This window comes from Luteolibacter algae (genome assembly GCF_042683045.1).
GTDB classification, from domain to species: Bacteria; Verrucomicrobiota; Verrucomicrobiia; order Verrucomicrobiales; family Akkermansiaceae; genus Luteolibacter; species Luteolibacter algae.
In genome coordinates this window covers 57,510-80,484 of record NZ_JBHUIT010000008.1, presented here as the reverse complement: position 1 = coordinate 80,484, position 22,975 = coordinate 57,510, and the positions used below count along the sequence as shown (strand labels likewise).

Sequence of the window (22,975 nt, the reverse complement as noted above, 5' to 3'; positions counted from 1 at the left end):
TATCGTATGCCCTGCCACCCGCAAGTCCCAAGGCATGCTTCGTCACCACCAAATATTGCGAGCTATCCACCATGTGATAACGATTCCCGCAATGATCCCCGCCCCCCATCTTCCCGGGCTCAAGCGCACAGGAAGGGGCTTCCCCCGGGCCCAGCCGATCACCTCCAACCCCACCCCGATCATTCCGAGCGGGAGCAGGACTATCCCCACAGGATTGAAAAGAAAACCTTCCAGAAATCTACCGTTGAGAAACGCATAGGTGCCACGTGTCATCCCACAGCCGGGGCAATCAAATCCAGTGGCTTTACGGAAAAAACAGCCGGGCATCCAGCCAGCGCCGCCGGTTTCCCTCAAAGCATACGCGGCAAGCACCAGCCCCAGGATCACACATATCAGCACAAGTATCCGGCCCTTATATACCACGGCAGATCAGTTGAACCCCTGAGAGGCTCCGGCTATCACGGCCATAATGATATAGAGCAGGAAAATGACAACCCAGCTTCCGACTGCAGCGATTACCCAGGTCTTTGCCGATTTTGATGCGGCATGAGCACCGGCAATATCACCTCTAGCGACCATTCCGTCGACTTTTGCTGCGTAGACGATGGCTACGACTCCGAACGGCATGCAGCACAGCACCGTAGCTACGATGGATTGCCACAGGTAATTGGGAATATTCTGAGGTATTTGATTCGCCTGATAAGCAGGCGGCTGATGGATGGGAACCTGTCCCATTCCATTTGATGGGACTGAAGGCTGCATACTCTGGAACTCAGCGATTTGCCCCAATGGCTTCCAGTCCGGCATTCCCTCTTTCCAGACCAGATCCGAGGGCTGGACTTCGCCGCTCAGCGCTTTTGAGCGCAAATCTGCTTCCGCGATGGGTCCGAGCTGCGTTCCGTTCTTTGAGTAATACCAAGACATGATAGGTGGAATATTTCTATCCGGCTACAAGTCGTCAATCCCGGAGCACAAATAAAGCTTCATCTTTGGAAGACCTCTGCGAAAAAGAAAAATACTAACATCACCAGCCACGGCAGTATCGAAAAAGCGAGGGAGACCAGCATCCAGATTTTTGCGAGTCTGGATGCATTCTCAGCCGCCGGGATTTGGCCTGTAAGACGCAGTGGCTCGACCTTTGTGCTATATACCATCCCAACAATCGCGAATGGCAGCCCAATAAAACAAAAAGAAAATAGGCCCAAGCCTATCGCTACGATCGACATCCAGAAATATGTTGGAACTTTCTGAGGGTATTGCGCAGTGCTGTAAGCCGGAGGCTGGGGCAATGGAACATTCCCAGCAGGATCCGCCCGGAGTGGCGGCGGACCGGTATTGCAAAGCTCCGGCACTTGGTCGAACCGTAGCCAATCGCTCATCCCATCCTTCCAGACCAGATCACCACTCAGGATTTCACCGCTATTCGCCTTTCCCTTGAGTATTTCGATGGTTACGGGACCCAACTGCTTTCCCTCTTTTGCATAAAACCATGTGCTCATCTCCGGTATCAGTCTTGAAGAAACTCAGTCATCGTGCGGCTTCCACCACTCCTCCGCCGAGGAGACGTCCACCCTCATAAAAAGCACAAATTTGCCCCGCCACCACCGCACGCTGCGGCTTCTCGAAGGTGAGGCTTATGCGATCATCCTCCATTTTATCGACCCGCGCGATCTCTGCCTTTGCCCGGTAACGTGGTTGGGCTTCCACCCGTTTCAACACCGTGATGTCTTCATTGATGGAGGTAACGTTCCCGATCACACATTCCCTGGAATATAGTCCTTCGGTATCCTCCCGGTCCCAGCCGATCACCAACTGATTCTCCGCCGCTCTCTTGCCCACTACCACATATGCCATCCCCTCCTTTGGAGAAGCGACTCCATGGCCTTTTCTTTGGCCAATCGTATAGAAGTGTAGACCGCGGTGCTGCCCCATGACCCTTCCGCCGAGATCCACGATATCCCCCGGTTTGTCCTCTAGATAATGTGAGAGGAAATCACTCATTTTCACCTGCCCCAGAAAGCAAATTCCCTGGGAATCCTTTTTCTCCGCGACAGGTAGATCGAATCTTCTCGCCACTTCCCGCACTTCCGGTTTGAGCATTTCCCCGGTGGGAAACCGCGCGTGTTCCACCTGGAAAGCTGTCATGAGGGAAAGGAAGTAACTCTGATCTTTATTCGGATCCGCTCCGCGTAAAATCGCCGCCTGCCCGCCCGGCAGCACCCGTCTACGAGCGTAATGCCCCGTCCCGACAGCCTCAAAACCCTGGCTCAATGCGTAATCCAGAAAAACCCCGAACTTCATCTCACGATTGCACCAGACATCGGGGTTCGGCGTCAGCCCTTCCTCATAGCCATTGACCAGATACTCCACGATCTTGTGTTTATACTGGTCGATCAAATCGATCACCCGGAACTCAATACCCAAAGTCCTCGCGACTGCATGCGCATCCTCGATGTCCTGCTCCCACGGGCAATCCCCCGGGATGCCTTCCTCGTTCATCCAGTTTTTCATATAACCGCCCACGACTTCGTGCCCCTCTTCCACAAGAAGAGCCGCAGCCACCGCGCTATCCACACCACCGGACAAACCAACCATCACCTTCGACATGCGGCGAATGTCCTACCGTGCCGACGATATTTCAAGCACTGAGCACTCGCTGGAATTTCTCCAGTTTCCTGGTGTTCTCACAGACGATTTTGAAAATGACCAAAGCGGGCATCGCGATCAGCATTCCCGCCACTCCCCAGAAGCCCGCCCAGGCGAAGATCCATACAAAGACCACCAGCGGATTGATCCTGAACCGTCCTCCGAGGACCGTCGGTGTCACCAGATTACCTTCGATCGCAGTCAGGCCGAAATATACCAGCGGCACCGCGAGAACCATACCCGCTTGCTCAAAATTCACAGCAGCTGCGAGAAATATTACAAAGGTTCCCAAAACAGCCCCCAGATAAGGGATGAAATTCAACACCATCGCCATCACACCCCACAGCACAGGGCGCGGCATCCCCATGCCCCACATCGCTAGCCCGATACAAATCCCAAGCCCTCCATTGATAATCGTGATGGTGAACAGGTAGTGAGAGACATCACTCGCCATCCGCCCGAGAATTGTCGCCATCAATTCATTTTCATTAAGCTGATTCGTGATGCGCCTGCCGTAGGCCAGAATAAATAGAACCAGCAATAGAAACGAAACCGTCCCGAGCCCGAAATCCCGCATTTCGGCGAGCAAAATCGCCATCGGATCCTCATGGATCTCCACCTGGACGGGATCCACAGTCGCAACATTGTCATCGTCGCTCGCCGCTCCATTCTCCTTTGCGATAAACGGCGCACCTTGCACGGCCTTGATTTCCGGGACGACTTTCCCTTCCGCTCCGTTGCCCTCCGGGAATTTTTTATCCGGATTGCCCAGAAACTCCCCGGCAGATTGTTCTCGTTCCGCTGGTGTCGCTTTCACAACTTTTTCCACCGTTGCAGCTTTCTCCACTCTGGTCGCGATTTGGGAAAGCTCCGCCTGCACCACTTTCATCGGACGGAAAACCTCCTGCACCCGTTCCAACACCTCCTCTTCGTCCACATTTCTCATCCAATCCGCAGCTGGAAGAACCGCCTGATACGCTCCAAAAGCGAGCGCCGCCATCAGACCGATCATTGTCATCGCCGCCGCCATCAAACGTGGAAGTTTTATCTTCCGCAGTGCCAGATAAACAGGCTGTAGCACAAGCGAAATCAAAATGGCCAATACCAGCGGAAGCAGAACCGCCTTCATCTCATGCAAGACGTAACAAACCACGATTAGGAACAATCCCACCTGGGAAAACCCGACCATACTCATCCCCGCGGGAGTGCGGGGCCACCTCATCCGCCGCTGTGCTGCTTTCTCACGCGGCGGCTTCGGCTCTCCTGTTTCCTCGTGGTTCATCAGAGAAGGTTTACTACAGAACCGTGCACAAGCTAGCGGAGTTTTACTCCACCCACACGGATTTCAAATAGCTCTCTTCGGAAAAATCTTCCGGCATTTTCTGATGCCTCGCGGAAAGCCCGGGTAGTTTGACCATTTTTTCAAACTCCTGATCGCTCATCCGACGGTAATTCGTGCAGCACAGCATCCAGCCACCCTTGCCCAAAACCCTGCCAGCCAGCCCGGCCAACTCGCCGAAATCCTTTTCCACCCGGAAGACCTTACCTTTTTCATCCCGGGAGAAAGTCGGTGGATCGATCACAATCCCATCGAACTTCCGCCCTTGCTTTGCAAAACGTTTCAACCAATGAAACGCATCTCCCTTGCAGAAATGATGCATCGAGTCATCCATCCCGTTATGGCGGAAATTCCGCTTTGCCCACTCAAGATAGACAGCGGAGAGATCAAGCGTGGATGCCTCTGCCCCGCCCTTTGCAGCTGCCACGGAAAAGCCCCCTGTGTAGGAAAACAAGTTCAGGATCTTCTCCCCGCCGCTGGCCCGGCGCATGACTTCGGCACGATTGATCCTTTGATCGAGAAAAATACCCTGTGAATAACCACTTTCGAAAGAGACCTCATAGGTCAGCCCGTTTTCAAGGATATGGAAGGGTCCGCCAACCTCGGGCCCGTAGAGATGAAGCGGCGAGTCTTTTTGGTGCTGGTCAAGCCGCTTCCAATACACAGATCTCCCGGAAGCCTTCAACCAATCCTTGACCTCGTTCGAAATTTCGCTGCCGGGAGTCATTGCCATCCATTTTCCCGCATAATCCTCCAACGCAAATCCAGGCACGCCATCCCCCGCGCCATCAATCAGGCGCAGCGCGTTTGTTCCTTCGGTCAAAATTTCCGCCCTCTTCGCCACCGCCCCATCCAACAATTTCCCGATCACGAAAAAAATCATCCACAGTCAGCCAAAAACGTCCATTCCTTCTTTCTTCTCTGTTTACTGATTCACGATGTCTTGCCACCTTTTGCGCGATGAAAGTCCTTCTGACAACCTGCAGCTATCAAGACACTCCCGGCCCACACCACGAACTCATGGAATCCCAAGGCTGGGATATTACCCGCGAGCGCGGACCGCTCTCTGAAGCCCGCATGCTTGAGCTCGCCGAAGAGGGTTTTGACGCATTCCTCTGTGGGGACGACGCCATCACCCGTGCGGTTCTGGAAAAATGCCTCCCCAAGCTCAAGATCATTTCCAAATACGGCATTGGCCTCGATAAGATGGACATCCCGGCCACCAAAGAACTGGGAATTCCTGTCCTTTTCACCCCGGGTGTGAACCATGACACGGTAGCGGAGCACACCTTCGCTCTTCTCCTGGCTCTGACCAAAGGTCTTTATCCGGCGATCAAGGCGACCAAGGCTGGCAAATGGACCAGGGAGACCGGCTATGAGCTTTATGCCAAACGCATCGGTCTCATCGGCTTGGGTCGCATTGGCCAGGAAATGGCAAAACGTGCCACCGCATTCGGCATGGAAGTCCACGCATTCGGCAACTATTGGCCGGAAGAGATCGCAGAGGAATATCGGATCACCCGTCATCACGATTTGAACACGCTTTTCGAAGCTTCTGAAATCATCAGCCCGCATACCAAGCTGACAGCGGATACCCACGAGTGCGTGAATGCTGCCCGCCTCAACCTCATGCCGGATAATTCCTGGTTGCTCAACACCGGCCGTGGAGAGCTGATCAATCAGGCAGATGTAATCGCAGCTCTGGATTCCGGAAAACTCGCAGGCTATGGAACCGATGTCCTCGATGAAGAGCCGCCAGCCGCCGATCACCCTCTGCTGCGCCATCCAAAAGTCATCGTGACTCCGCACATCGGCTCCCGCACTTTTGAATCCGTCCCACGGCAGGCGATGAAGTCACTCACCAATCTGATCAACGCCATCAAAGGCGAGGGTGAGACCAATTGCGCGAATGGCGTTATCTAAAAACTTCCCACAAAAAGGCCGGACCAGGGAGTGATACCCGGTCCGGCCTTTTTGTTTCAAAGAGCACGCTCGAGCGCTTGCTTCTTTGTCCTTATCACGCATCTTCATGATCGGCATGCGCGGCTTCTTTCTATTCCCATTACTTCTCCTGACCAGCTGCCAAACTTTGCAATTTTACAGCCAGGGAGTTCGGGGACAGCTGGAAATCCTAAAAAAATCAAGACCCAACGCGGAAGTCATCTCTTCGCCAGCCGCAACCCGGAAACTGAAGGACAAGCTGATACTTGCCGAGGAGTTGTGCGACTTTGCCAGCAAGTATTTGGCTCTTCCCGGCGATACCGCCTATCACCGCTATGCGGATCTCGGCCGGGATCACGTGGTATATGTGATTCATGCCGCTCCGGAATTTTCCATGGAACCAAAGACCTGGAAATATCCAGTCATCGGCGAGCTCGATTACCGGGGATACTTCAAAAAAAGCACTGCGGAAGCCTACGCCGAGCAGCTCGAAGCCGAGGGATACGATGTCCACCTGGGCGGCACCGATGCCTACTCCACTCTGGGTATGTTTCACGATCCGCTCCTCAATACCTTTATCACCTACCCGGAGATCGACTTCGCCGAAACAATTTTCCACGAATTAACCCACCGTCGTATTTTCAAAAATGGTGATACGACCTTCAATGAATCACTCGCAACAGCAGTGGCGGAGGAAGGCGTGAGACGCTACCTGAAATTCCGGAACCGGAGGGATGACCTCGCGGATTATGAAGAACGCCTGAAACGAAGAGCGGAATTTTTCGATGAAATTGCCAGAACCCGCGAAGAACTCAAAAAGCTATATGCTTCCGGGGACACGGAGCCAGAGAAACGACGGAAGAAGAGAATGGTTCTCGCGGAGCTAAAGGCACGAGCGGATTCGCTGCAGAAACGCTGGGGTGGCAAGCAGTTGGCAGAGTGGATCAAGCTAGATCTCACCAATGCCCACTTACTGGCATTGATCACCTATAACAGCGAGATTCCGAAATTCCGAAGACTTTTGGATGAAAACGAGGGCGATTTCGAAGCCTTTTTTGAAGCCGTGGATAAACTGAAATGAATTTGGCTTCGGGCTCGGCCTTTGAAGCTTTCACTTTGTCCAAGAACCTTTAGAAATTCCACATGCGCTCTTTGCTATTGCTTACGCTCGTTGCCATCCTTCCCTGCTGCTCGCCTGTGGCCGGCCCCTCAGGTTCCAGTTCCCATGGCGGATTGGATGAATGGGGAAACCGCCCCGGCCCACAAGGATTCCGCACAGTCATCATTGATGCGGGACATGGAGGTCACGATTCCGGCGCGGTAAGTCGCCACACCGGGCAAAAGGAAAAGGATCTTACTCTGGATCTAGCAAAACGCCTTCGCTCAGAGCTTGGCTCATCTTTCCGCACAGTCATGATGCGCGACAATGACCGCTTCGTCGACCTGGACGATCGAGTGGCTTTTGCCAATCGCTACCCGGATGCCATCCTCGTCAGTCTACATTTCAATGCAGGACCATCACACCTCAGTGGTCCGGAAACTTATTACTGGCGTGTCGATTCTCACGGGCTCGCGGTCCGGTGCCATAAAGCCATGAAATCGTTGGCCTCCGATAGCCGCTCACGGAAAATGGTTCGTCGTCGTCTCCGGCTTACCCGGAATCCCGGGATCCCCTGTCTTCTCCTCGAAGGGGGTTATCTCAGCAATGCGCAGGAAGCTCGAAAGATCGCTTCCCCAGCCTATCGTCAAAAACTCGCCGAGAACATCGCTTCGGCGATTCGCTCACAGTCTGCCCACGGCGATGCAGGCACGGGAGCCAGACCTGCGTTTATCAAGGCACCGCCCAGCCGCCCGACCGACGCCCCGGAATAGTTTCTCCCGGGCGGGAAAATTGCTGGAAGTCTGCCGGAACTTGGGTCTGAAAATGGCTTAGTCCTCTTAGTCCTGGCAGGCCTTCTTCATCATCTCCACATCCACACCTTCGTAGAAATCATCATTCACGAGGCACACAGGCGCTGTCCCGCAGGAAGCGAGGCACTCAGCAAATTCCACCGAATATTTACCGCATGGTGAGACACTGATTGGATGATGGTGGGGATCCGCGGAAGTGCGGTCGATGCCGAATTCCCTGCACAGATCATCCATCAATTCACCGCTCCCGCCCATGGCGCAGGAAAGTGTGCGGCAAACCCGGATATGATATTTGCCGGGAGAATACTGGCGAAAGCCGGGATAGAATGTGACTACTTCCAATACCTTGATTGGTTCCAGCTCCAGTTTTCCAGCTACCCAGTCGATCGATTCTGGAGAGATAAAGCCAAACTTGTGCTGAACGATGTGTAACAAGGGAAGAACAGCGGAACGCTTGCTCTCCGAGTAGTGGGAAATACGCTCATCAGCCTCCCTTTCAAGCTCTGCACTTACGGAAAAAGCAGGATAGGAAGAAGGAGGTGTAGGGGCGGAATCTTCGGACGCGGGATGTGACATGACAGAATAGAAGAAAGAAAGAACGTTATTTTTGAGGGAGCTACCGGGTTAGCGATCGCACTCACCCATCACGAAATCAAGGGAGCCAAGAATCGCGGGAATGTCGGAAACCATATGCCCCTTGAGCAATTCCGAGACAATCGAAAGATTGCAATAGGAAGGACTGCGGATCTTGAGCCGGTTCGGCACTCCACCACCTTTTGAGTGAATGTAGAAGCCAAGCTCTCCCTTGGGATTTTCCGCAGCGAAATAAACCTCACCCGCTGGAGCTTCGATACCTTGTGTGGCAACGATGAAATGATGGATCAGCTCTTCCATGGACATCAGCACCCGCTCCTTGTTCGGAAGCATACTCTTGGTATCCGCGATGTTCACAGGGCCTTCCGGCATGGAATCCAGCACCTGTCTACAGATGGAAATCGACTGACGCATTTCCTCCATACGGATTTGATAACGGGCATAGCAATCGCCCTCATCGGCAATAGGCACATCAAATTCATATTTCTCGTATCCGAGATAGGGGCTGTTTTTCCTGAGATCGCGGTCCACTCCCGAAGCGCGAAGGTTCGGTCCAGTCATACCGTAGGAAATCGCGGATTCGCGACTGATGACGCCCACGTCCATCATCCGGTCCCGGAAAATTTTGTTATTATCGAGCAGTTTGGAAATTTCTCCGATTGTTACCTCGCATTCGCCAAGGAAAGTGCGAACTGCCGCATCGAAGCCCGGCGGCATATCCCGGAGCTGACCGCCCACCCTGGTGTAGGATGTTGTGAAACGCGCTCCAGTGAGCTGCTCGCACAGGTTGTAAATTTTTTCGCGCTCCGTGAAGGTATAGAGGAATACTGTCATTGCCCCGACATCCATGGCGCAAACCCCTACTCCCAGCATGTGCGCGGAAATACGGGCAAGCTCGCAGCAAAGCACACGCAGTGCCTGTCCGCGGGGAGGCAATTCCCAACCCATGAGTTTTTCCACAGCACAGGCGTATGCCACGTTATTGGCGAGAGGTGCGAGGTAATCGAGACGGTCGGTATATGGCACAAACTGATTGTAGTGCATGTTCTCCGCGATTTTCTCATCGCCGCGATGAAGGAATCCCACATCTGGCTCAGCGGAGTGAATCACTTCCCCGTCTAGCTCAAGGATCAGGCGCAATACACCGTGGGTTGCCGGATGGGATGGCCCCATATTCAGGACCATTCGCTCGCCCACCAAATCATCGGTCTCCTCCTGATAGGACTCAACTGCCTTGGCGGCCTTCCCCAAGGTATCGGGGGCTTCATATTCTTTGGAAATACTCATACGTTCGCTTGCCGGAAATAAGCACTTAAAGCGCCCTATATCGCAAGGGCTTTGTCAGTTTTTTCTAGATAATCTCAGTATCAACCCTTGCCATATCGTTCACGGAACTGTCTGAGAAGATCGTCTACCCGATCGGTGGATGGTTCCCGGGAGTCATCGTCTGAAGATGGTGCGATGGTCTGGAAAGGCTGCTCTGGGGGTGAATCCGTAGCTGGAGGAGCTGCCTGGAATGGCGGTGGCGTATCCTTGGGCTCCGGATTCGGCGGAGCGGCCTGGAACGGGTTGGCATCCGGCCGGGGATCTGAAACCGGAGGTGCCGCCTGAAACGGTGGAGGTGTGGATGGCGCCGGTGGAACTTGCGGCTCCCGTTCGCCGGGCTCGATAATTTTGGCTGGCTGATAATCTGAGCCGGCAGCCTGGAACACTGGCTCCGATGACTCTGCATGGGAGATCGGATCCGCCGGTTTATCTTGCTGTGACTCAGCTGTCGGTTTTGAAGCGGATTCGGTGGGCACCGCTTGAGAAGCACCTTCCTCTTGCGATTTTTCCGGTTCAGCTTCTGCTTCAGACGGCTTTGCAAAAGAGTTTCTGATATCGAATCGCGACTCTGAAATCTCGGGTGACGGCCATGAAAATGATTCTTCTTCGATGGATGAGTTGCGCGGTTGAGGAGAAAAAGAAGCACTTTCAGGCTCTTTCCCAGCCACTGCCGGTCTCAGGAAAGTTCCGGAGAAATCCGGTAGTGAAACAGGCTCGACCACCGATTCTTTGGGAGCCTGTTCGGGTGTTGGCGCCGCGTTCTCATAAAGCGAATGACCTTTTGCGATGAAATCGCTGGTCATTGGCGGAGTGGCAAAAGAAGCGGATCCCGCGGCGAAGACAGATTTGGTCTCAGGCTCATCATCAAACGTAGTCCCGTTTGAAGCTTGCACTTCGGCATTTTCCTCTGGAATTTCGGCCTCCACGTCCACCGGCTTCGCACCGGGCTCCCGGATGTCATTCTGACCGGACACTTTCGAGGAAGCTTTCTCCCAGGTTTCGGCGGCTTCCTTGATTAGGCCACGAGCATGTTCCGGGAGATTTCCTCCATCCATTTCTGCCAGGATCCTTTCGCCGTAGCCCGGTGAGCGTGACTCAAGAATTTCAAGCATCTCTTCCTTTTTGAGAGCTTTGAGCTCGATCTCAACCTCGGAGAGCCGATCGGCAAGTCCCCCGCTAAGCCGTGGCAGGAAGGCGCTCTCCCAAACATCCTGATTAATGGAGATTATGATTTCCAAACGCTCCACGGACTGCCGCAGGGATCCGATAAAGGAGGCAAATTTCAATGCCGCAGATTCATCGGCGGAAAAACCTTCGAGCTCATCCGATACCAGAACCACCCGCAATAACGAGGTCGTCAAACCCAGCAAGGCCACCAAACGCTCATGAGCGACGGATTCCGAACCGGGCTCGTCAAATACGGAGCTGGATAGTGCACGGCTACGCCCCGGATTATCAATCGCGGTTGCGGAAAAACGGAACATCGCATCCACCCAAAAAGATACTTCCCGCAATGAGAGTCCGTTGCGCTGCGACAACTCCAAAGCAAGCCGCGGACCTAGAAGTTCAAAGTTTTCCCGTGCCCAATGAGCTGTCACCGCACTTGGATGGTGAAAGTCAAAAGTCTCGATCGGCCGGGTGCGGAGGGCGTTCAACGCGCCTTCCCGGTCTTGGCAGGGCACTTCCCCGGAGCGAACCAACGGTTGTAGCGATGAGGAAAACAGACGTCTGGCCACCAGGTCCAACACAGTCAGCCCTCCGGCAGCCGGGAGACCACGGACCAGCCGACGTAAGGTGTCCTCTAGAACGGTCACCGCATCGATACGACTACCTCCGGTAGCCTGGATGGGAATAAACTCGTGGGTCCCCCCAAGCTCATGCTGAAGCCGGGTTAACAAGTGGGTCTTTCCATGGCCGGCACGTGGGGCTTTCAGAAGAATACAATGTCCCGGCTTCTCGAGTGCGACATCCAGCCAGGCTTTCATCGACGCACGTGCCTCGCTGTTCACATTTTCCGAGTGGGCTTCTGGGAGCTTCCCGAAGGTTTCGAAAAGCTTTTGGAATGGATGTTCGCTAGGCATGGGTCAATAATTGTTAACTGGGCTCAGCATGCGAAGGTTTTCTTTCAGCCACAAGCGATTTCCGGCATTTTGCCTCAAAGCAGGACGTCTGAATCAAGCGCATGGGGGGATGATAGGTTAATTATTTCCTGATGAAATAATCGTCCATATTCGTAGGGGGGGAAATCGGCACTTTCAGCAGGCTCTCTTCCTCAGGGATATTGAAGTAGGCCTCAATCTGTGAGACTGCCTGGGCAATGCCATATACCGGGTAATGCTCCCGGGAACGAAGCCAGAGGTTTCCGAGAATATCGTAGGCAGTTCTCTTATCTGGAAAAATTGAATTAACCAAAGACATCACAGGCTGGGTGGGCTGCTCATGATAGCTGAGCACAAAGAGCAGCGCCAGAACGGTAGGCGGTATCCTCTCCTGCTCTTGGTGAATTTCACGCGCGAGTTTCAGGGCCTCTCCCTCTCTCCCGGGCACTCGCGCCAGTGAATATAGCGCGGCGCGTTTCGTGTAGTCCCGTGAATTCCCGGTCGCCACAGCTGACATGAACGCATCATAGGCCTGTTCGTAGGCCTCCGCCGGGGAACCAAATGCAGCTATTTTATTCGAGTCCGAGAGCAACACCCCGAGTCGCTCCCAAAGAGCCGGATCATCCGGATTGTTACGAATTCCGCGCTCCAGAAATGCTTTTCCTTTTAGAACCGACTCACGCCACAGAAGCTTTCTGCGAAGCGCCGGGATTTCGGACTCATAGAGGTAGTAGGAAGCGGCGTTGTAGGCTTGATGCCAGCTGCCGGTATCCCAGTAATAACGGGTCCGGGGCGCGAGATCGACAATCGTGTCGAAGGTTTCCTCCACATCCGCCCATTTCTGCTCACTGAAAAACCCAAATGCCCTCAGATTGAGAAAGGTTGCAACCAAAGTCCGCAGTCCTCCGAGCGAAACGGCTGAAAATGTCTGCCCGATCTTCTCCCCAGTGCGGACTTCAAGCTTTGGCGGCAGAAGATGTGCCGCATATAACTCGTCGGTCAGCTTTTTTTCGAAAGGCAACCGCAAAGCGCCCATGCCGAGAATGGCGGCTCCCAAAACCAGATACTTCTTTCCTTGAGTCATCGGTTTTAAAATTCCTTTTCAGCAAAGATGAACCATGAGGCAATGATGTAAAACACCGCATAAAATACTCCGATCATGGTCAGCTTCCCTAGGATGAAAAGCGGCAGGACCTGCCCCTCGATCACGGAATCTATGACGTTGAACAATTGGAAATCCGGGAGCACCAGCGACACCAGCAACGTCAGGGCTTTTGCTATCCAGCTATCACTCGTTCCAGCCTCTTGGGCGAAATAGGCAGCCCGGGCATCCGCCTGAAAATGCCCGATGAAGTAGATCAAAAAGCTGATGATCGTGGTGAAAAGGGTGCTACTCGAGAATGTGGAAATCAACAGCGACATCGAGGCAATAATCGAAGCACGCAAAAATACGGAAAAGACGGCTCCCTGCAGAGAAAACGTCGCCCCTTGCGCCAGAATATCCTTTTTCAGCAAAAGAACATCCTCCGCAGGCCAGCCACGCCTTTCCGCCATTGCCACCTGGGCCTCTAGGATCATATTCGTGCGCAAATGCAGGATGCCAGTCATCAGCACATCCATTAAAGCAAGTGAGACAAAGACCAATAAAAGCACGCCAAGAAGCTTCCCTGCCAAGTAATCCAAGCGCGGGACCGGCTTAGCGAGAATGGTATAAAGCGTCCGGTCTTCGACATCTTTGGGGAGAAGCAGGGCAGTTGCCACAATGGAAAGCACTACCGAAAACAGCGTCATAGCACCGAGCGACCAGCTTTTGATGGAGCGCAATATATTCACTCCTGTGGATTCCGGGCCTTCGTGCTGGGGCAGGTTGAAGAAATTACTGGCGATCAAGATTACCGCAAATACCGCGAGAAAGTAAAAGACCTTCATTCTCACCAGCTGGGTGAATGCGTGATGAGCGATCACCAGGATACGACTAATGTGGGACGGCATGGATTTTATGGAAGAAAGCGGATTCATTTCTGCGATTCTATTTTGACTCTTGTTTTTGCGTCTCGCGAAGGAACAGACGCTCGAGCGTTGTCCGCGGTTTTCCCATCCTTATCAGCTCGGCTTGATCATCCCGCCCTATCATTGCCTGGATCTCAGCGATCAAGTCCGGACTAGCATTTTTCATGACAAGCTCTGTCTGGTCCTCAATAGCTATGAGATCATCCAACTTGCCTTCCTTGACCATTTTTCCACGGAAGATGATACCCACATGATCACATACTTCCTGCACTTGCTCAAGCAGATGGGAACAAAGGAACACCGTGATTCCCTGCTCCCGCAGCTTGAAAATGAGATCACGTATTTCGCGGGAACCCACGGGATCCACCCCGGCGGTCGGCTCGTCCAGAATGACCAGCCTGGGCTCCTGAATCATCGCCTGCGCCAGGCCGATCCGCTGCAGCATTCCCTTGGAATAGCCACCGATTCTCCTGTGGCTCGCTCCTTCCAGATCGACTAGTGCCAAAAGCTCTTTCACCCGGTCTCTCAGCTTCGCGCCTTTGATTCCGCAGAGCTTTCCATAAAAGTTCAATGTTTCCTCACCACTTAGGTGCTTGTAGAAATACGGATTTTCCGGAAGGAAACCAACCTCGTTGCGTGAATCGACCTTCAGGGAGTCTTTTCCAAAAATGGCACACTGCCCGGAAGTCGGGGCCACCAGCCCCAGAAGAGCCTTCATGGTTGTCGATTTTCCAGAGCCGTTCGGACCGATCAATCCGTAGACCTCACCCGGCATGATACGGATCGACACATCATCAACAGCTCTCAGAGGCTTGCGCTTGAAAGAGGTCTTAAAATCCTTCACCAAATGGCGGATCTCAACTGCTGGCGTGGGTTCTGTCATGTTCGGAAATAAGCTGTATGCACATCCCATATCTTGCAATGCCTTTCCGAACGGTGTCGCTCTCTTGGCGAATCCGGGCTTGTCAGGCGCAACCTTATCCTACAGAAAGTGATGAATATGAAAAAAACACTATTGAGATCTGTCCGGTTGGCTCTGGGAATCATCGCTGCATTGGCCCTGCCCGGCTGCCTCCAGAATGAAACATCCGTCACACTCAACAAGGACGGAAGTGGCACGGTAGTTGAAGAAACTTTCCTGGGTGCCCAAATGCTCGCGATGATGCCCCAATTCTCCCAACCGGGCGCTCCGGACCCGATCAAGGAAATGTTTTCCGATGAAAAGGCGAAGGATAAGGCCGCCCAGATGGGAAAAGGCGTGGAATACGTGAAGACTGAGCTCGTCGATGAGAACGGGAAAAAAGGAGCGCGGGTTCATTATAAATTTGCCGATATCAATACACTGGAGCTCAACGCGGGAGGTGTGATGGACGATCTTGCCAACCAAGCGCCGGCACCTGCCAAGCCAAAGAAAGAAAAGCAGCCTTTGAAATTCTCCTATGCCGATGGCAAACTGGAGATTCTGATTCCCCCAACGAATTACGAGGAGCTGGAGCTGCCGGAAGAACAGCAAAATCCCCAGATGGAAGCAATGATGACCCAGATGATGGCCGACATGCGCTTCAGCATAAGCCTGACCATCACCGATGGGGTCAAGGACACAAATGCAAGCTTCCACGATGGCGACAAAATCACCCTGATGGACGTTCAAATGGGCAAAGTTTTCGCACAAAAAGACAAACTCAAGAATATCGCTGAAAAAGCGAAAACCGATGAGGCTGCCGCCAAAAAAGAATTCTCGAAGCTCGATGGAGTAAAATTCGAGACCAACGAGAAAGTGGTAGTCGAAGTTAACTAATCCTTTATAGAACAATGACCGCATGTGCTTCGGCGCATGCGGTCTTTTTTTTGATCCTAAGATTGCCTGAAAAAATCGGCACTTTAGCCTTGTAATGAGATTGTGTCGCATTAGTCCTAGCCGCGCTCGAAATCTCGAAATTATGCAAGAAATGAAAAAATCAACGATTTCCCCACTAACCACCTGTCTCGTGATGACCGTATTATCCTGCTCCGCGAGCTTTGCCGAACGTGCGGAAACGTTCAGCGAACGTCTGGACCGATCAGAAAACCTCAGCGCTTCGGATATTGATGCCGCATTTCTTACAAATCCGCAGACTAGCTGGCTGGATCGGGCAAGCTTCGGATCCTACGGAGAAGCCCACTTTGCAACCGGCGACCAGGCAGACAAGTTCGACATCCACCGCCTGGTGCTCTTTGCTAGCTACGATTTCACCAAAAAGGTTCGGTTTGTAACAGAAATCGAGCTTGAGCACCTTTATTCGAATGATCCCGGAACCGATCTTACCTGGGAGTTCGAACAAGCTTATTTTGAGTTTGACCTCGGGAACCAATACACACTCCAGGCAGGGGGCATTCTTGTTCCCCTTGGCATTATCAATGAGATCCACGAGCCGACTACTTTCTACGGTGTCGAGCGCAACAAGATCGAAACTGAGATTATCCCATCCACCTTCACAGAGTTCGGCATTCTTCTCCGCAAAAATTATGACTCGGGGCTTCAGTGGGATCTGGCAGTCCACCGTGGCCTGAAGCTCGATACAGGAGATATGAACCTGAACGGTCCCGACATTCGAAACGGCCGCCAGAAGACGGATACGTTCGATGACCCTGCCTCCGCGGTTACGGCCCGGGTGAAATACACGGGCATCGAGGGACTTGAGTTGGCGGTCGGCGCCCAGTATCAGGACGATATCTCAACTGGTCGGGAAGAAAACAGCGCTCTACTCACCACAGCCCACTTCATTTACACCACCGGGGGCTTCAGCGTGCGGGGCCTTGTCGCTAACTGGCAGATCGACGGCGATGCCGCAGTGAATGGTATCACGGCAACCGGCGTTGACATTGATAACCAATACGGCGCTTATCTCGAGCCCTCCTATAAATGGGATTTCGACAATGGAATGGCTATCGGTGTATTCAGCCGTGTGCTCTATTACGAAAACGAAGACTCTCCCGACGGGCAGACCGAGTATCAGCTGGGTGTGAACTACTGGCCCACAGAGAAAATCGTGCTGAAAGCGGATTGGATTCACGAAGACCGCACCCGCGGAAAAGCCAACCAGGATAACTTCAACTTCGGCGTTGGATATTCCTTCTGATTTTCGGAATCATACTCCTACCAAAAATGTCTAGAATCCCGCTCCTCTTCATTTTCCTGCTGACTGCATTAGCGGCAAAGGGTGAAGAGCGGGTATATAAAGCACCTTCGGAGTTCATCCGTTCTGCATTCGGCGGAAGTATCCCGCGCACCTCCTCATTAACCCTCTCCAAAGAGGCCAAGGACCGCGCGAAAGCTATCCTACAGCACGAGTATGCCGGCTCCAGGGTCCGTTATTGGGCCAATGGAGACCGCAGCGTATGGATACTCGAAGAAATCGGAAAAACGCTGCCGATCACTACCGGATTTGTGGTGAGTCGCGGTAAAATCACCTCGGTAGAGATTCTTATCTATCGCGAGAGCCATGGATGGGAAGTCAGCAAACCGTTTTTCACCAGACAATTCCAGGGTGCTACGCTTGAAAACGGTGATGCATTGTCCAAGTCTGTCACCAATATTGCGGGGGCAACACTTTCAGTGCGGGCCGTTACCAAACTTTCGCGACTTGCGATTTACTTCGATTCACTGATCAAATAAGCCTGTGCCACCTCCAATGAAAAACCGGCGCTGGAACCGCCGATTTCATCGATGGTCCGGCCTTATTTTGATCATTCCCCTTTCGATTGCCTGCATTACCGGTGTATTGCTCAATCATTCGGTGGATCTAGGGCTGAAGGCCCGTCACGTCACAAGTCCCCTCATACTCCGCCCGTATGGGATGACACTGAAGGGCGAACCAATCGCTTATGGAATGGATGGCAGGACTTACGCCGCATCCTGGGACGGCAGCCTCTTCCATGCTTCTCGACTGATCGATTCCGATTCCACGCTCATTGGAGCGGTTCCGCTTCGGGACGGATTCGCCATCGTCACCCGGCAGACGATTCACTATTATGGATTGGATGGAGAACTCATCGAAAAACTCAATCCGCCGGAAATACCAAAACCTTTTGAAAAAGCCGGGCGCAGCTCCAGCCTATCCCTGGTTCTGCGATCGGGTGATCAATTTTTTATCAGCGATCCCGATCTCCTGGGCTTTACGAAAACCACAACACCTCCGGATGTCCAGTGGTCGGAACCTGTCACCCCCACTCTTTCTGAAAAATCCGCTTGGAAAACCGCGTTCCGTGGGGAGGGTCTGCCGCTTGATCGGGTAATCCTCGATATCCATTCCGGAAGAATCCTGGGCCCGGTGGGCAAATGGCTGTGGGACATCGCCGCCATCGGAGTCTTGGCTCTCTCCATCTCAGGACTCATTTTGTTCTTCAAGAACCGGAAACGTAACCGATGAACCGGCGCCATTTTTTGAAGGTCATTGGCCTTTCCACACTCCCATCCTGCCGAGAAGAAACAAAGATCCACACATTCTCATCCATCGCCTTCGGCACAGACATTCATTTCAAGACCCATGGTATAAGTTCCGCACTTTTCCGGAAAATTTGTAATTCAAGCTCGCAGCGCCTCGCGGAAATCGAGGCACTTTTCAGCCTTTATCAACCGGAATCAGCAATCTCCAGACTGAACCGTAACGGCTTTCTTGAAAATCCAGATTCGGAGTTTTTCCAACTACTCCATACGGCGCTCACAATAAGCGAAACCACCGGCGGTCTCTTTGACCCCACAGTTCAGCCGTTATGGGAATATCGCCAAAATTGGAAAAACGCGGATTTGGTCCAGCGAGCCGAACTCAAAAAACACACCTGGCAAACAGCGCTGTCCCTCGTCGATTACCGCAAGATACGACTGAACCGGAACAGAGTGGATTTTACGAAACCGGGAATGGCAATCACGCTCAATGGCATCGTGCAGGGTTACGCCAGTGATGAAATCCGCAGCTTGCTACGGAAAGCGGGAGTTGAGAACGCCCTTGTAAACATTGGCGAATACGCCGCGCTGGGCACAGCTCCGGACGGAAAGCCCTGGTCCGTTGAAATCCGCGGAAAAAATTCGAGCAGGTTGATTACCCGGGATCTCCGACCCAATAGCGCGATAGCCGTTTCCGCAGGCTACGGACATGTCTTCGATCCCGAAGGCCGGCTCCATCATATCTTTCATCCATCCGATGGGAAGACACCCAATGTTAACAGCACCATCGTGACTGAAGCACCAAGCGCGACCTTGGCCGATGCTCTTTCAACCGCGCTGGTAACAGCAACCCCCATCGAACGAGACAGGATTTCACACAGTTTTCCCAATATGATTTTTACGGAGTTTTTATAGAAATTAGTATCAAATTTATAACATCCCGTAAGCTTTTCCCTGTGAGAAGATTATAAAAAAAGCGTATCGGTCCATTGTCCGATACGCTTTTTAAAAATTCCTAGATCAGTTTAGTGCTCTTTGCAAAACTGCTCGAAACGCGTAAGACCTTCATTGAGAACGTCGAGCGTAGTGCAGTAACTAATGCGGATTCCATCGTCATACCCGAAGGCGATTCCCGGGATCGCCGCCACTTTGTAACGCGAAAGCAATTTGTCACAGAGATTCATGGATTTGAGCCCTGTTTGGCCGGTGTAGACAAAGAAGTAAAATGCACCCTTCGGCTCAATCACCCGGATATTCGGGATCGCGCTGAGGCGAGAGAAGACGAACTGGCGTTTCACATCATATTCTCCGCGAAGATCTTCGATGAAGGATTGGTCTCCCTCCAGTGCCGCAAGCGCTCCGTATTGTGCAAAGGTGGTCGCGTTGGAGACGGAATGGTTCTGGATCTTATCGATCGCTTCCGCGACAGGCTTGGCGGCTGCCGTGTAGCCAAGGCGCCAACCGGTCATTGAGAAGGCTTTTGAAAAGCCGTTTACAGTAATCGTCAGATTATAGAGCTCTTCACTGAGCGAAGCGATGGAAACGTGCTCGGCACCGCCGTAGACGAGTTTTTCATAAATCTCGTCGGAAAGGATCATGATGTCTTCTCCCACCGCGATTTCGCCGAGAGCGAGAAGCTCCTCGCGGCTGTAAACCGCCCCAGTAGGATTGGAAGGCGTATTGATGATCACCATCTTGGTCGCAGGAGTCATCGCGTCCTCAAACTGCTCCGGAGTCATCTTCCAGCCGGTGGATTCTTTGGTTTCCACCAGAACCGGGACACCGCCTGCCATACGCACCATTTCAGGATATGAAACCCAATATGGAGTCGGGATAATGACTTCATCACCATCCTCGATCACGGCGAGAATTGCGTTGAAACAAGCCATTTTAGCGCCCGCTGTCACACAGATCTGATTTGGCTCGTAATCGAGGCCATTGTCGGTCTTGAACTTCGTCGAAAGTGCCTTCCGCAGCTCTGGAATACCGCCGGAGGGTGTGTATTTCGTCCGGCCTTCCATAAGAGCCTTTACGGCAGCTTCCTTAATAAAGGTCGGAGTGTCCACTTCCGGCTCTCCACCGGCCAGTGCGTAAACCTCTTCGCCCTTGGCAATCAATGCTTTGGTCTGAGCCGTTACGGCGAGAGTAAGTGATGGGGAAACCTTATCGATTCGTGATGAAATGCTGTGCATGATGGGCGCTGTGGTTGATTTACAGGACATTCTGCCTCGGCTCCGGTGAGCACAACAGATTTTGAGATGCACCACCGAAACGGGCGGCGCTTGTTGTGAGCTTTGGCTCCCGAAGTGGCAAGAGAAATGCTGATCAAATGTGACATAGTTATCACTGGAATACGTTTCTGAATGTGCTCTTTTTATGGATGAGTTGTAGCCGCAAAATGCCAGTATCCTACTGCAATTTGCATCCAGCAGAGGTCTTGGAATCTTCATCAACCCTGTATTCTTCCATGTTTCATACCATTTCTGCCAATGGCACTAATATCGCTAGATATTTACGAACTTCGATTAGTCTATACCATGCACCTCAATACTTTGCCAGCAGCCCCGCCCCACAAACCACTAGCAAGCCCCAACAGGATAGCCGAAGCTCGTATTAGTCGAAATTCCCAGCAGATCAAAAAACGCCAGCAACCGCGAAGATTGAAAGTATTATTGGTTACTCCGGAAATAAGTGAGAGCTCCTACCTCAGTCAGGACGGGCGGAATTCACCATGCGTAAAAGCCGGCGGCCTGGCGGATGTCAGCGCGTTGCTGTTGGATTCGTTGACGGAATCAGGCGCAGAAGTTCATGTAGCCTTACCGCATTTCCGATCGCTTTACCAGCCCGGCAGCAATGGTCACTCTCCGCGATTACATCTTTGTAAGGATAGAGAGTTTTATTATAGAAAGTCCGTCTACGATGGCAGCCAAGAGTCAAATCTACGGGCGGCACTGGCCTTCCAGCGCGATGTGATTCATTATGTAATGCCCCGGATAAAACCGGATATCATCCACTGTCATGACTGGATGACAGGCTTGGTTCCTGCCGCGGCGCGCAGTATGGGAATTCCGTCGATTTTCACGATGCATAATCTCCACGACGAACGGACGAACCTCGCCCATATCGAGGACCGGGGGATCGATTCCGCTGAATTCTGGAGCCATCTGTATTTCGAGCGATATCCATATTCCTATGAGGAAACGCGCAGTCACAATACCGTTAGCATGCTGGCATCGGGAATTTTAGCGGCGGATCGTGTAAACACGGTGAGTCCAAGTTTTCTGGAAGAGTTAAGCTATCGCAGCCATAATTGTCCGTGGCAGGTGGCGGATGCGGTCCAGGGGAAAATCTCCGCGGGGCATGCCTCGGGCATTCTCAATTCATTGCCGGAAGAACGCTCCCCTCAGAACGATCGATTCATCTTCCGTCGCTTCAATGCCGATACTCACGTAGAGGGAAAACGGGAAAACAAAATCGAGTTACAGCGCATGCTGGGATTCGAACAGAATCCGGACATTCCCGTGCTTTTCTGGCCATCGCGCCTGGATCCGATGCAGAAAGGCTGCCAGCTGCTTGCAGAAATTCTAGAAGATCTGGTAAAAGCCAACGCCGATTCCGGGATACAAATTGTCTTCGTGGCAGATGGTCCGTTCTCTCGCCACTTCGAGGATATCGTCTCGATTGGAAAACTCCATGATCATGTTGCAATCCGCAAGTTCCACGAGCCGTTTTCACGGCTGGCTTACGCTGCTTCGGATTTTGTGTTGATGCCATCATCATTCGAGCCCTGCGGACTCGCCCAGATGATCGGACAGCGCTACGGCAGCATCCCGATCGTTCACAGCACAGGGGGCTTGCGTGATACTGTCACGTCTTTGAACTGGGAAGAAAACCAAGGAAGCGGATTCCCCTTCGAGGTTCATAATTCAGAAGGTCTGCGCTGGGCGATTGATCGGGCTCTTGAATTCCACAGACAATCTCCTGAACTCCGTGATTCCCAACGGGCCCGAATCATGAAAGACGCGGTCTGCGCCTTTTCTCCGGAGAAGATGATCGATTCGTATGTCTCTATGTATCGCAGTCTCGTCCCGTTCGAAGCCTGATCAAACGGGCTCGTGCTGCTTCCAGGATCTCTGGATCAAATCGTTGGCCTGCTCCGCTGCCATCATATTGGGAGCTGGAGCATCTCCGGATATCTCCTCCAGCACGACATACGGAAGCACGTCAGTAAGCTGCCGAACCAATTTCGGGCAGCTGTTTAGCGCCGATAGGGCAAGCTCCTCACAGCGCTTGTGATTGGTGGCCAATGCCAAGGTCAGCAACATACTATAACTGGTTGAAGCCACATTCATTGCCACGGTATTATCACGAACCATATGAGACAGAGGATGCTGCCTGGTAATTCCATAAAGCCCAGCCATTACCCCTGCTACTGCTGCGATTCCCTCTTTTATAGCTCCGCCGAGAGAGCCGCCCTCCTGGGCTATAAGTTTTTCAAAAACTTCCGCACGGTAATCCCCATTTACTGCAATCTCTAAAAAAAGTGAATGGAGTTGTGGATGATCACGCACCCGATCGTCTTCGAGTTGTGTTCTCACGGCGTTAACAATATCACGCTCCATGGCGACTATATCGTTAACGTAATGGATAATACTTGAGTGGTGTATATCTTTCATAAACAATTAA

Annotated in this window: 23 protein-coding genes; 9 read left to right on the top strand and 14 right to left on the bottom strand. The window is 52.6% G+C overall.

What is annotated here, in order from left to right; all coding sequences use genetic code 11:
- Positions 1-42 precede the first annotated feature (42 nt).
- The 6 genes from ACFSSA_RS07135 to ACFSSA_RS07110 are packed head-to-tail and all read right to left on the bottom strand — an operon-like array spanning position 43 to position 4,868.
- Positions 43-423, bottom strand: a complete 381-nt coding sequence (locus tag ACFSSA_RS07135; RefSeq protein WP_386819679.1) for a DUF2752 domain-containing protein — start codon at positions 421-423, stop codon at positions 43-45.
- A gap of 6 nt (positions 424-429) precedes the next feature.
- Positions 430-924: a CD225/dispanin family protein gene (locus ACFSSA_RS07130; protein ID WP_386819677.1), complete on the bottom strand. Its 495-nt coding sequence runs from the start codon at positions 922-924 to the stop codon at positions 430-432.
- Between the two features lie 59 nt (positions 925-983).
- On the bottom strand, positions 984-1,499 hold the full coding sequence (locus tag ACFSSA_RS07125) for a GYF domain-containing protein (RefSeq protein ID WP_386819675.1): 516 nt from the start codon (positions 1,497-1,499) through the stop codon (positions 984-986).
- A 28-nt stretch (positions 1,500-1,527) separates the two neighbouring features.
- Complete coding sequence (mnmA, locus tag ACFSSA_RS07120; protein WP_386819673.1) at positions 1,528-2,607, bottom strand: tRNA 2-thiouridine(34) synthase MnmA; 1,080 nt, start codon at positions 2,605-2,607, stop codon at positions 1,528-1,530.
- Between the two features lie 31 nt (positions 2,608-2,638).
- Positions 2,639-3,928, bottom strand: a complete 1,290-nt coding sequence (locus tag ACFSSA_RS07115) for an AI-2E family transporter (RefSeq protein WP_386819671.1) — start codon at positions 3,926-3,928, stop codon at positions 2,639-2,641.
- Between the two features lie 43 nt (positions 3,929-3,971).
- Positions 3,972-4,868, bottom strand: a complete 897-nt coding sequence (locus tag ACFSSA_RS07110) for a class I SAM-dependent rRNA methyltransferase (protein ID WP_386819669.1) — start codon at positions 4,866-4,868, stop codon at positions 3,972-3,974.
- Positions 4,869-4,945: 77 nt separating this feature from the next.
- On the opposite strand from ACFSSA_RS07110, the gene ACFSSA_RS07105 reads away from it, so the two are divergent.
- The 3 genes from ACFSSA_RS07105 (at position 4,946) to ACFSSA_RS07095 (ending at position 7,798) form a co-directional block, all read left to right on the top strand.
- Positions 4,946-5,908, top strand: a complete 963-nt coding sequence (locus ACFSSA_RS07105; protein WP_386819667.1) for a phosphoglycerate dehydrogenase — start codon at positions 4,946-4,948, stop codon at positions 5,906-5,908.
- A gap of 166 nt (positions 5,909-6,074) precedes the next feature.
- On the top strand, positions 6,075-7,007 hold the full coding sequence (locus ACFSSA_RS07100; RefSeq protein WP_386819665.1) for an aminopeptidase: 933 nt from the start codon (positions 6,075-6,077) through the stop codon (positions 7,005-7,007).
- A gap of 62 nt (positions 7,008-7,069) precedes the next feature.
- The gene (locus tag ACFSSA_RS07095) at positions 7,070-7,798 is read left to right on the top strand and encodes an N-acetylmuramoyl-L-alanine amidase (protein WP_386819663.1); all 729 of its coding nucleotides are present in this window, start codon (positions 7,070-7,072) and stop codon (positions 7,796-7,798) included.
- A 66-nt stretch (positions 7,799-7,864) separates the two neighbouring features.
- Here the strand turns inward: ACFSSA_RS07095 and ACFSSA_RS07090 are convergent, their stop codons facing one another.
- From ACFSSA_RS07090 to ACFSSA_RS07065, 6 genes are all read right to left on the bottom strand, one after another.
- Positions 7,865-8,413 (bottom strand): NADH-quinone oxidoreductase subunit NuoE family protein, encoded by a 549-nt coding sequence (locus tag ACFSSA_RS07090; RefSeq protein ID WP_386819661.1) that lies wholly within the window; start codon positions 8,411-8,413, stop codon positions 7,865-7,867.
- A gap of 48 nt (positions 8,414-8,461) precedes the next feature.
- On the bottom strand, positions 8,462-9,718 hold the full coding sequence (gene nuoD, locus ACFSSA_RS07085; RefSeq protein ID WP_386819659.1) for an NADH dehydrogenase (quinone) subunit D: 1,257 nt from the start codon (positions 9,716-9,718) through the stop codon (positions 8,462-8,464).
- Positions 9,719-9,798: 80 nt separating this feature from the next.
- A complete protein-coding gene (locus ACFSSA_RS07080) occupies positions 9,799-11,838 on the bottom strand; it encodes a hypothetical protein (RefSeq protein WP_386819657.1) in 2,040 nt (679 codons plus the stop codon).
- Positions 11,839-11,959: 121 nt separating this feature from the next.
- On the bottom strand, positions 11,960-12,940 hold the full coding sequence (locus ACFSSA_RS07075) for a hypothetical protein (protein WP_386819655.1): 981 nt from the start codon (positions 12,938-12,940) through the stop codon (positions 11,960-11,962).
- A gap of 5 nt (positions 12,941-12,945) precedes the next feature.
- On the bottom strand, positions 12,946-13,875 hold the full coding sequence (locus tag ACFSSA_RS07070) for a hypothetical protein (RefSeq protein ID WP_386819653.1): 930 nt from the start codon (positions 13,873-13,875) through the stop codon (positions 12,946-12,948).
- Positions 13,876-13,885: 10 nt separating this feature from the next.
- Complete coding sequence (locus ACFSSA_RS07065; protein WP_386819651.1) at positions 13,886-14,749, bottom strand: ABC transporter ATP-binding protein; 864 nt, start codon at positions 14,747-14,749, stop codon at positions 13,886-13,888.
- A gap of 117 nt (positions 14,750-14,866) precedes the next feature.
- Between ACFSSA_RS07065 and ACFSSA_RS07060 the strand changes: the two genes are divergently transcribed.
- The 5 genes from ACFSSA_RS07060 (at position 14,867) to ACFSSA_RS07040 (ending at position 19,204) form a co-directional block, all read left to right on the top strand.
- Entirely contained in the window at positions 14,867-15,664 is a 798-nt protein-coding gene (locus ACFSSA_RS07060) for a hypothetical protein (RefSeq protein WP_386819650.1), read from the top strand.
- A 151-nt stretch (positions 15,665-15,815) separates the two neighbouring features.
- A complete protein-coding gene (locus tag ACFSSA_RS07055) occupies positions 15,816-16,985 on the top strand; it encodes a porin (protein ID WP_386819648.1) in 1,170 nt (389 codons plus the stop codon).
- Positions 16,986-17,011: 26 nt separating this feature from the next.
- On the top strand, positions 17,012-17,521 hold the full coding sequence (locus tag ACFSSA_RS07050; RefSeq protein WP_386819646.1) for an FMN-binding protein: 510 nt from the start codon (positions 17,012-17,014) through the stop codon (positions 17,519-17,521).
- A gap of 16 nt (positions 17,522-17,537) precedes the next feature.
- Positions 17,538-18,275, top strand: coding sequence for a PepSY-associated TM helix domain-containing protein (locus ACFSSA_RS07045; protein WP_386819644.1), 738 nt, complete (start codon positions 17,538-17,540; stop codon positions 18,273-18,275).
- Positions 18,272-19,204, top strand: coding sequence for an FAD:protein FMN transferase (locus ACFSSA_RS07040; RefSeq protein ID WP_386819643.1), 933 nt, complete (start codon positions 18,272-18,274; stop codon positions 19,202-19,204). The genes ACFSSA_RS07045 and ACFSSA_RS07040 overlap by 4 nt, the downstream gene beginning before the upstream one ends.
- A 110-nt stretch (positions 19,205-19,314) precedes the next feature.
- Here ACFSSA_RS07040 and ACFSSA_RS07035 read toward each other — a convergent pair whose 3' ends face one another.
- A complete protein-coding gene (locus ACFSSA_RS07035) occupies positions 19,315-20,481 on the bottom strand; it encodes a pyridoxal phosphate-dependent aminotransferase (RefSeq protein WP_386819641.1) in 1,167 nt (388 codons plus the stop codon).
- Between the two features lie 468 nt (positions 20,482-20,949).
- Between ACFSSA_RS07035 and ACFSSA_RS07030 the strand changes: the two genes are divergently transcribed.
- Entirely contained in the window at positions 20,950-22,392 is a 1,443-nt protein-coding gene (locus ACFSSA_RS07030; protein ID WP_386819639.1) for a glycogen synthase, read from the top strand.
- Here ACFSSA_RS07030 and ACFSSA_RS07025 read toward each other — a convergent pair whose 3' ends face one another.
- Positions 22,393-22,965 (bottom strand): hypothetical protein, encoded by a 573-nt coding sequence (locus tag ACFSSA_RS07025; protein ID WP_386819637.1) that lies wholly within the window; start codon positions 22,963-22,965, stop codon positions 22,393-22,395.
- Positions 22,966-22,975: the final 10 nt, after the last annotated feature.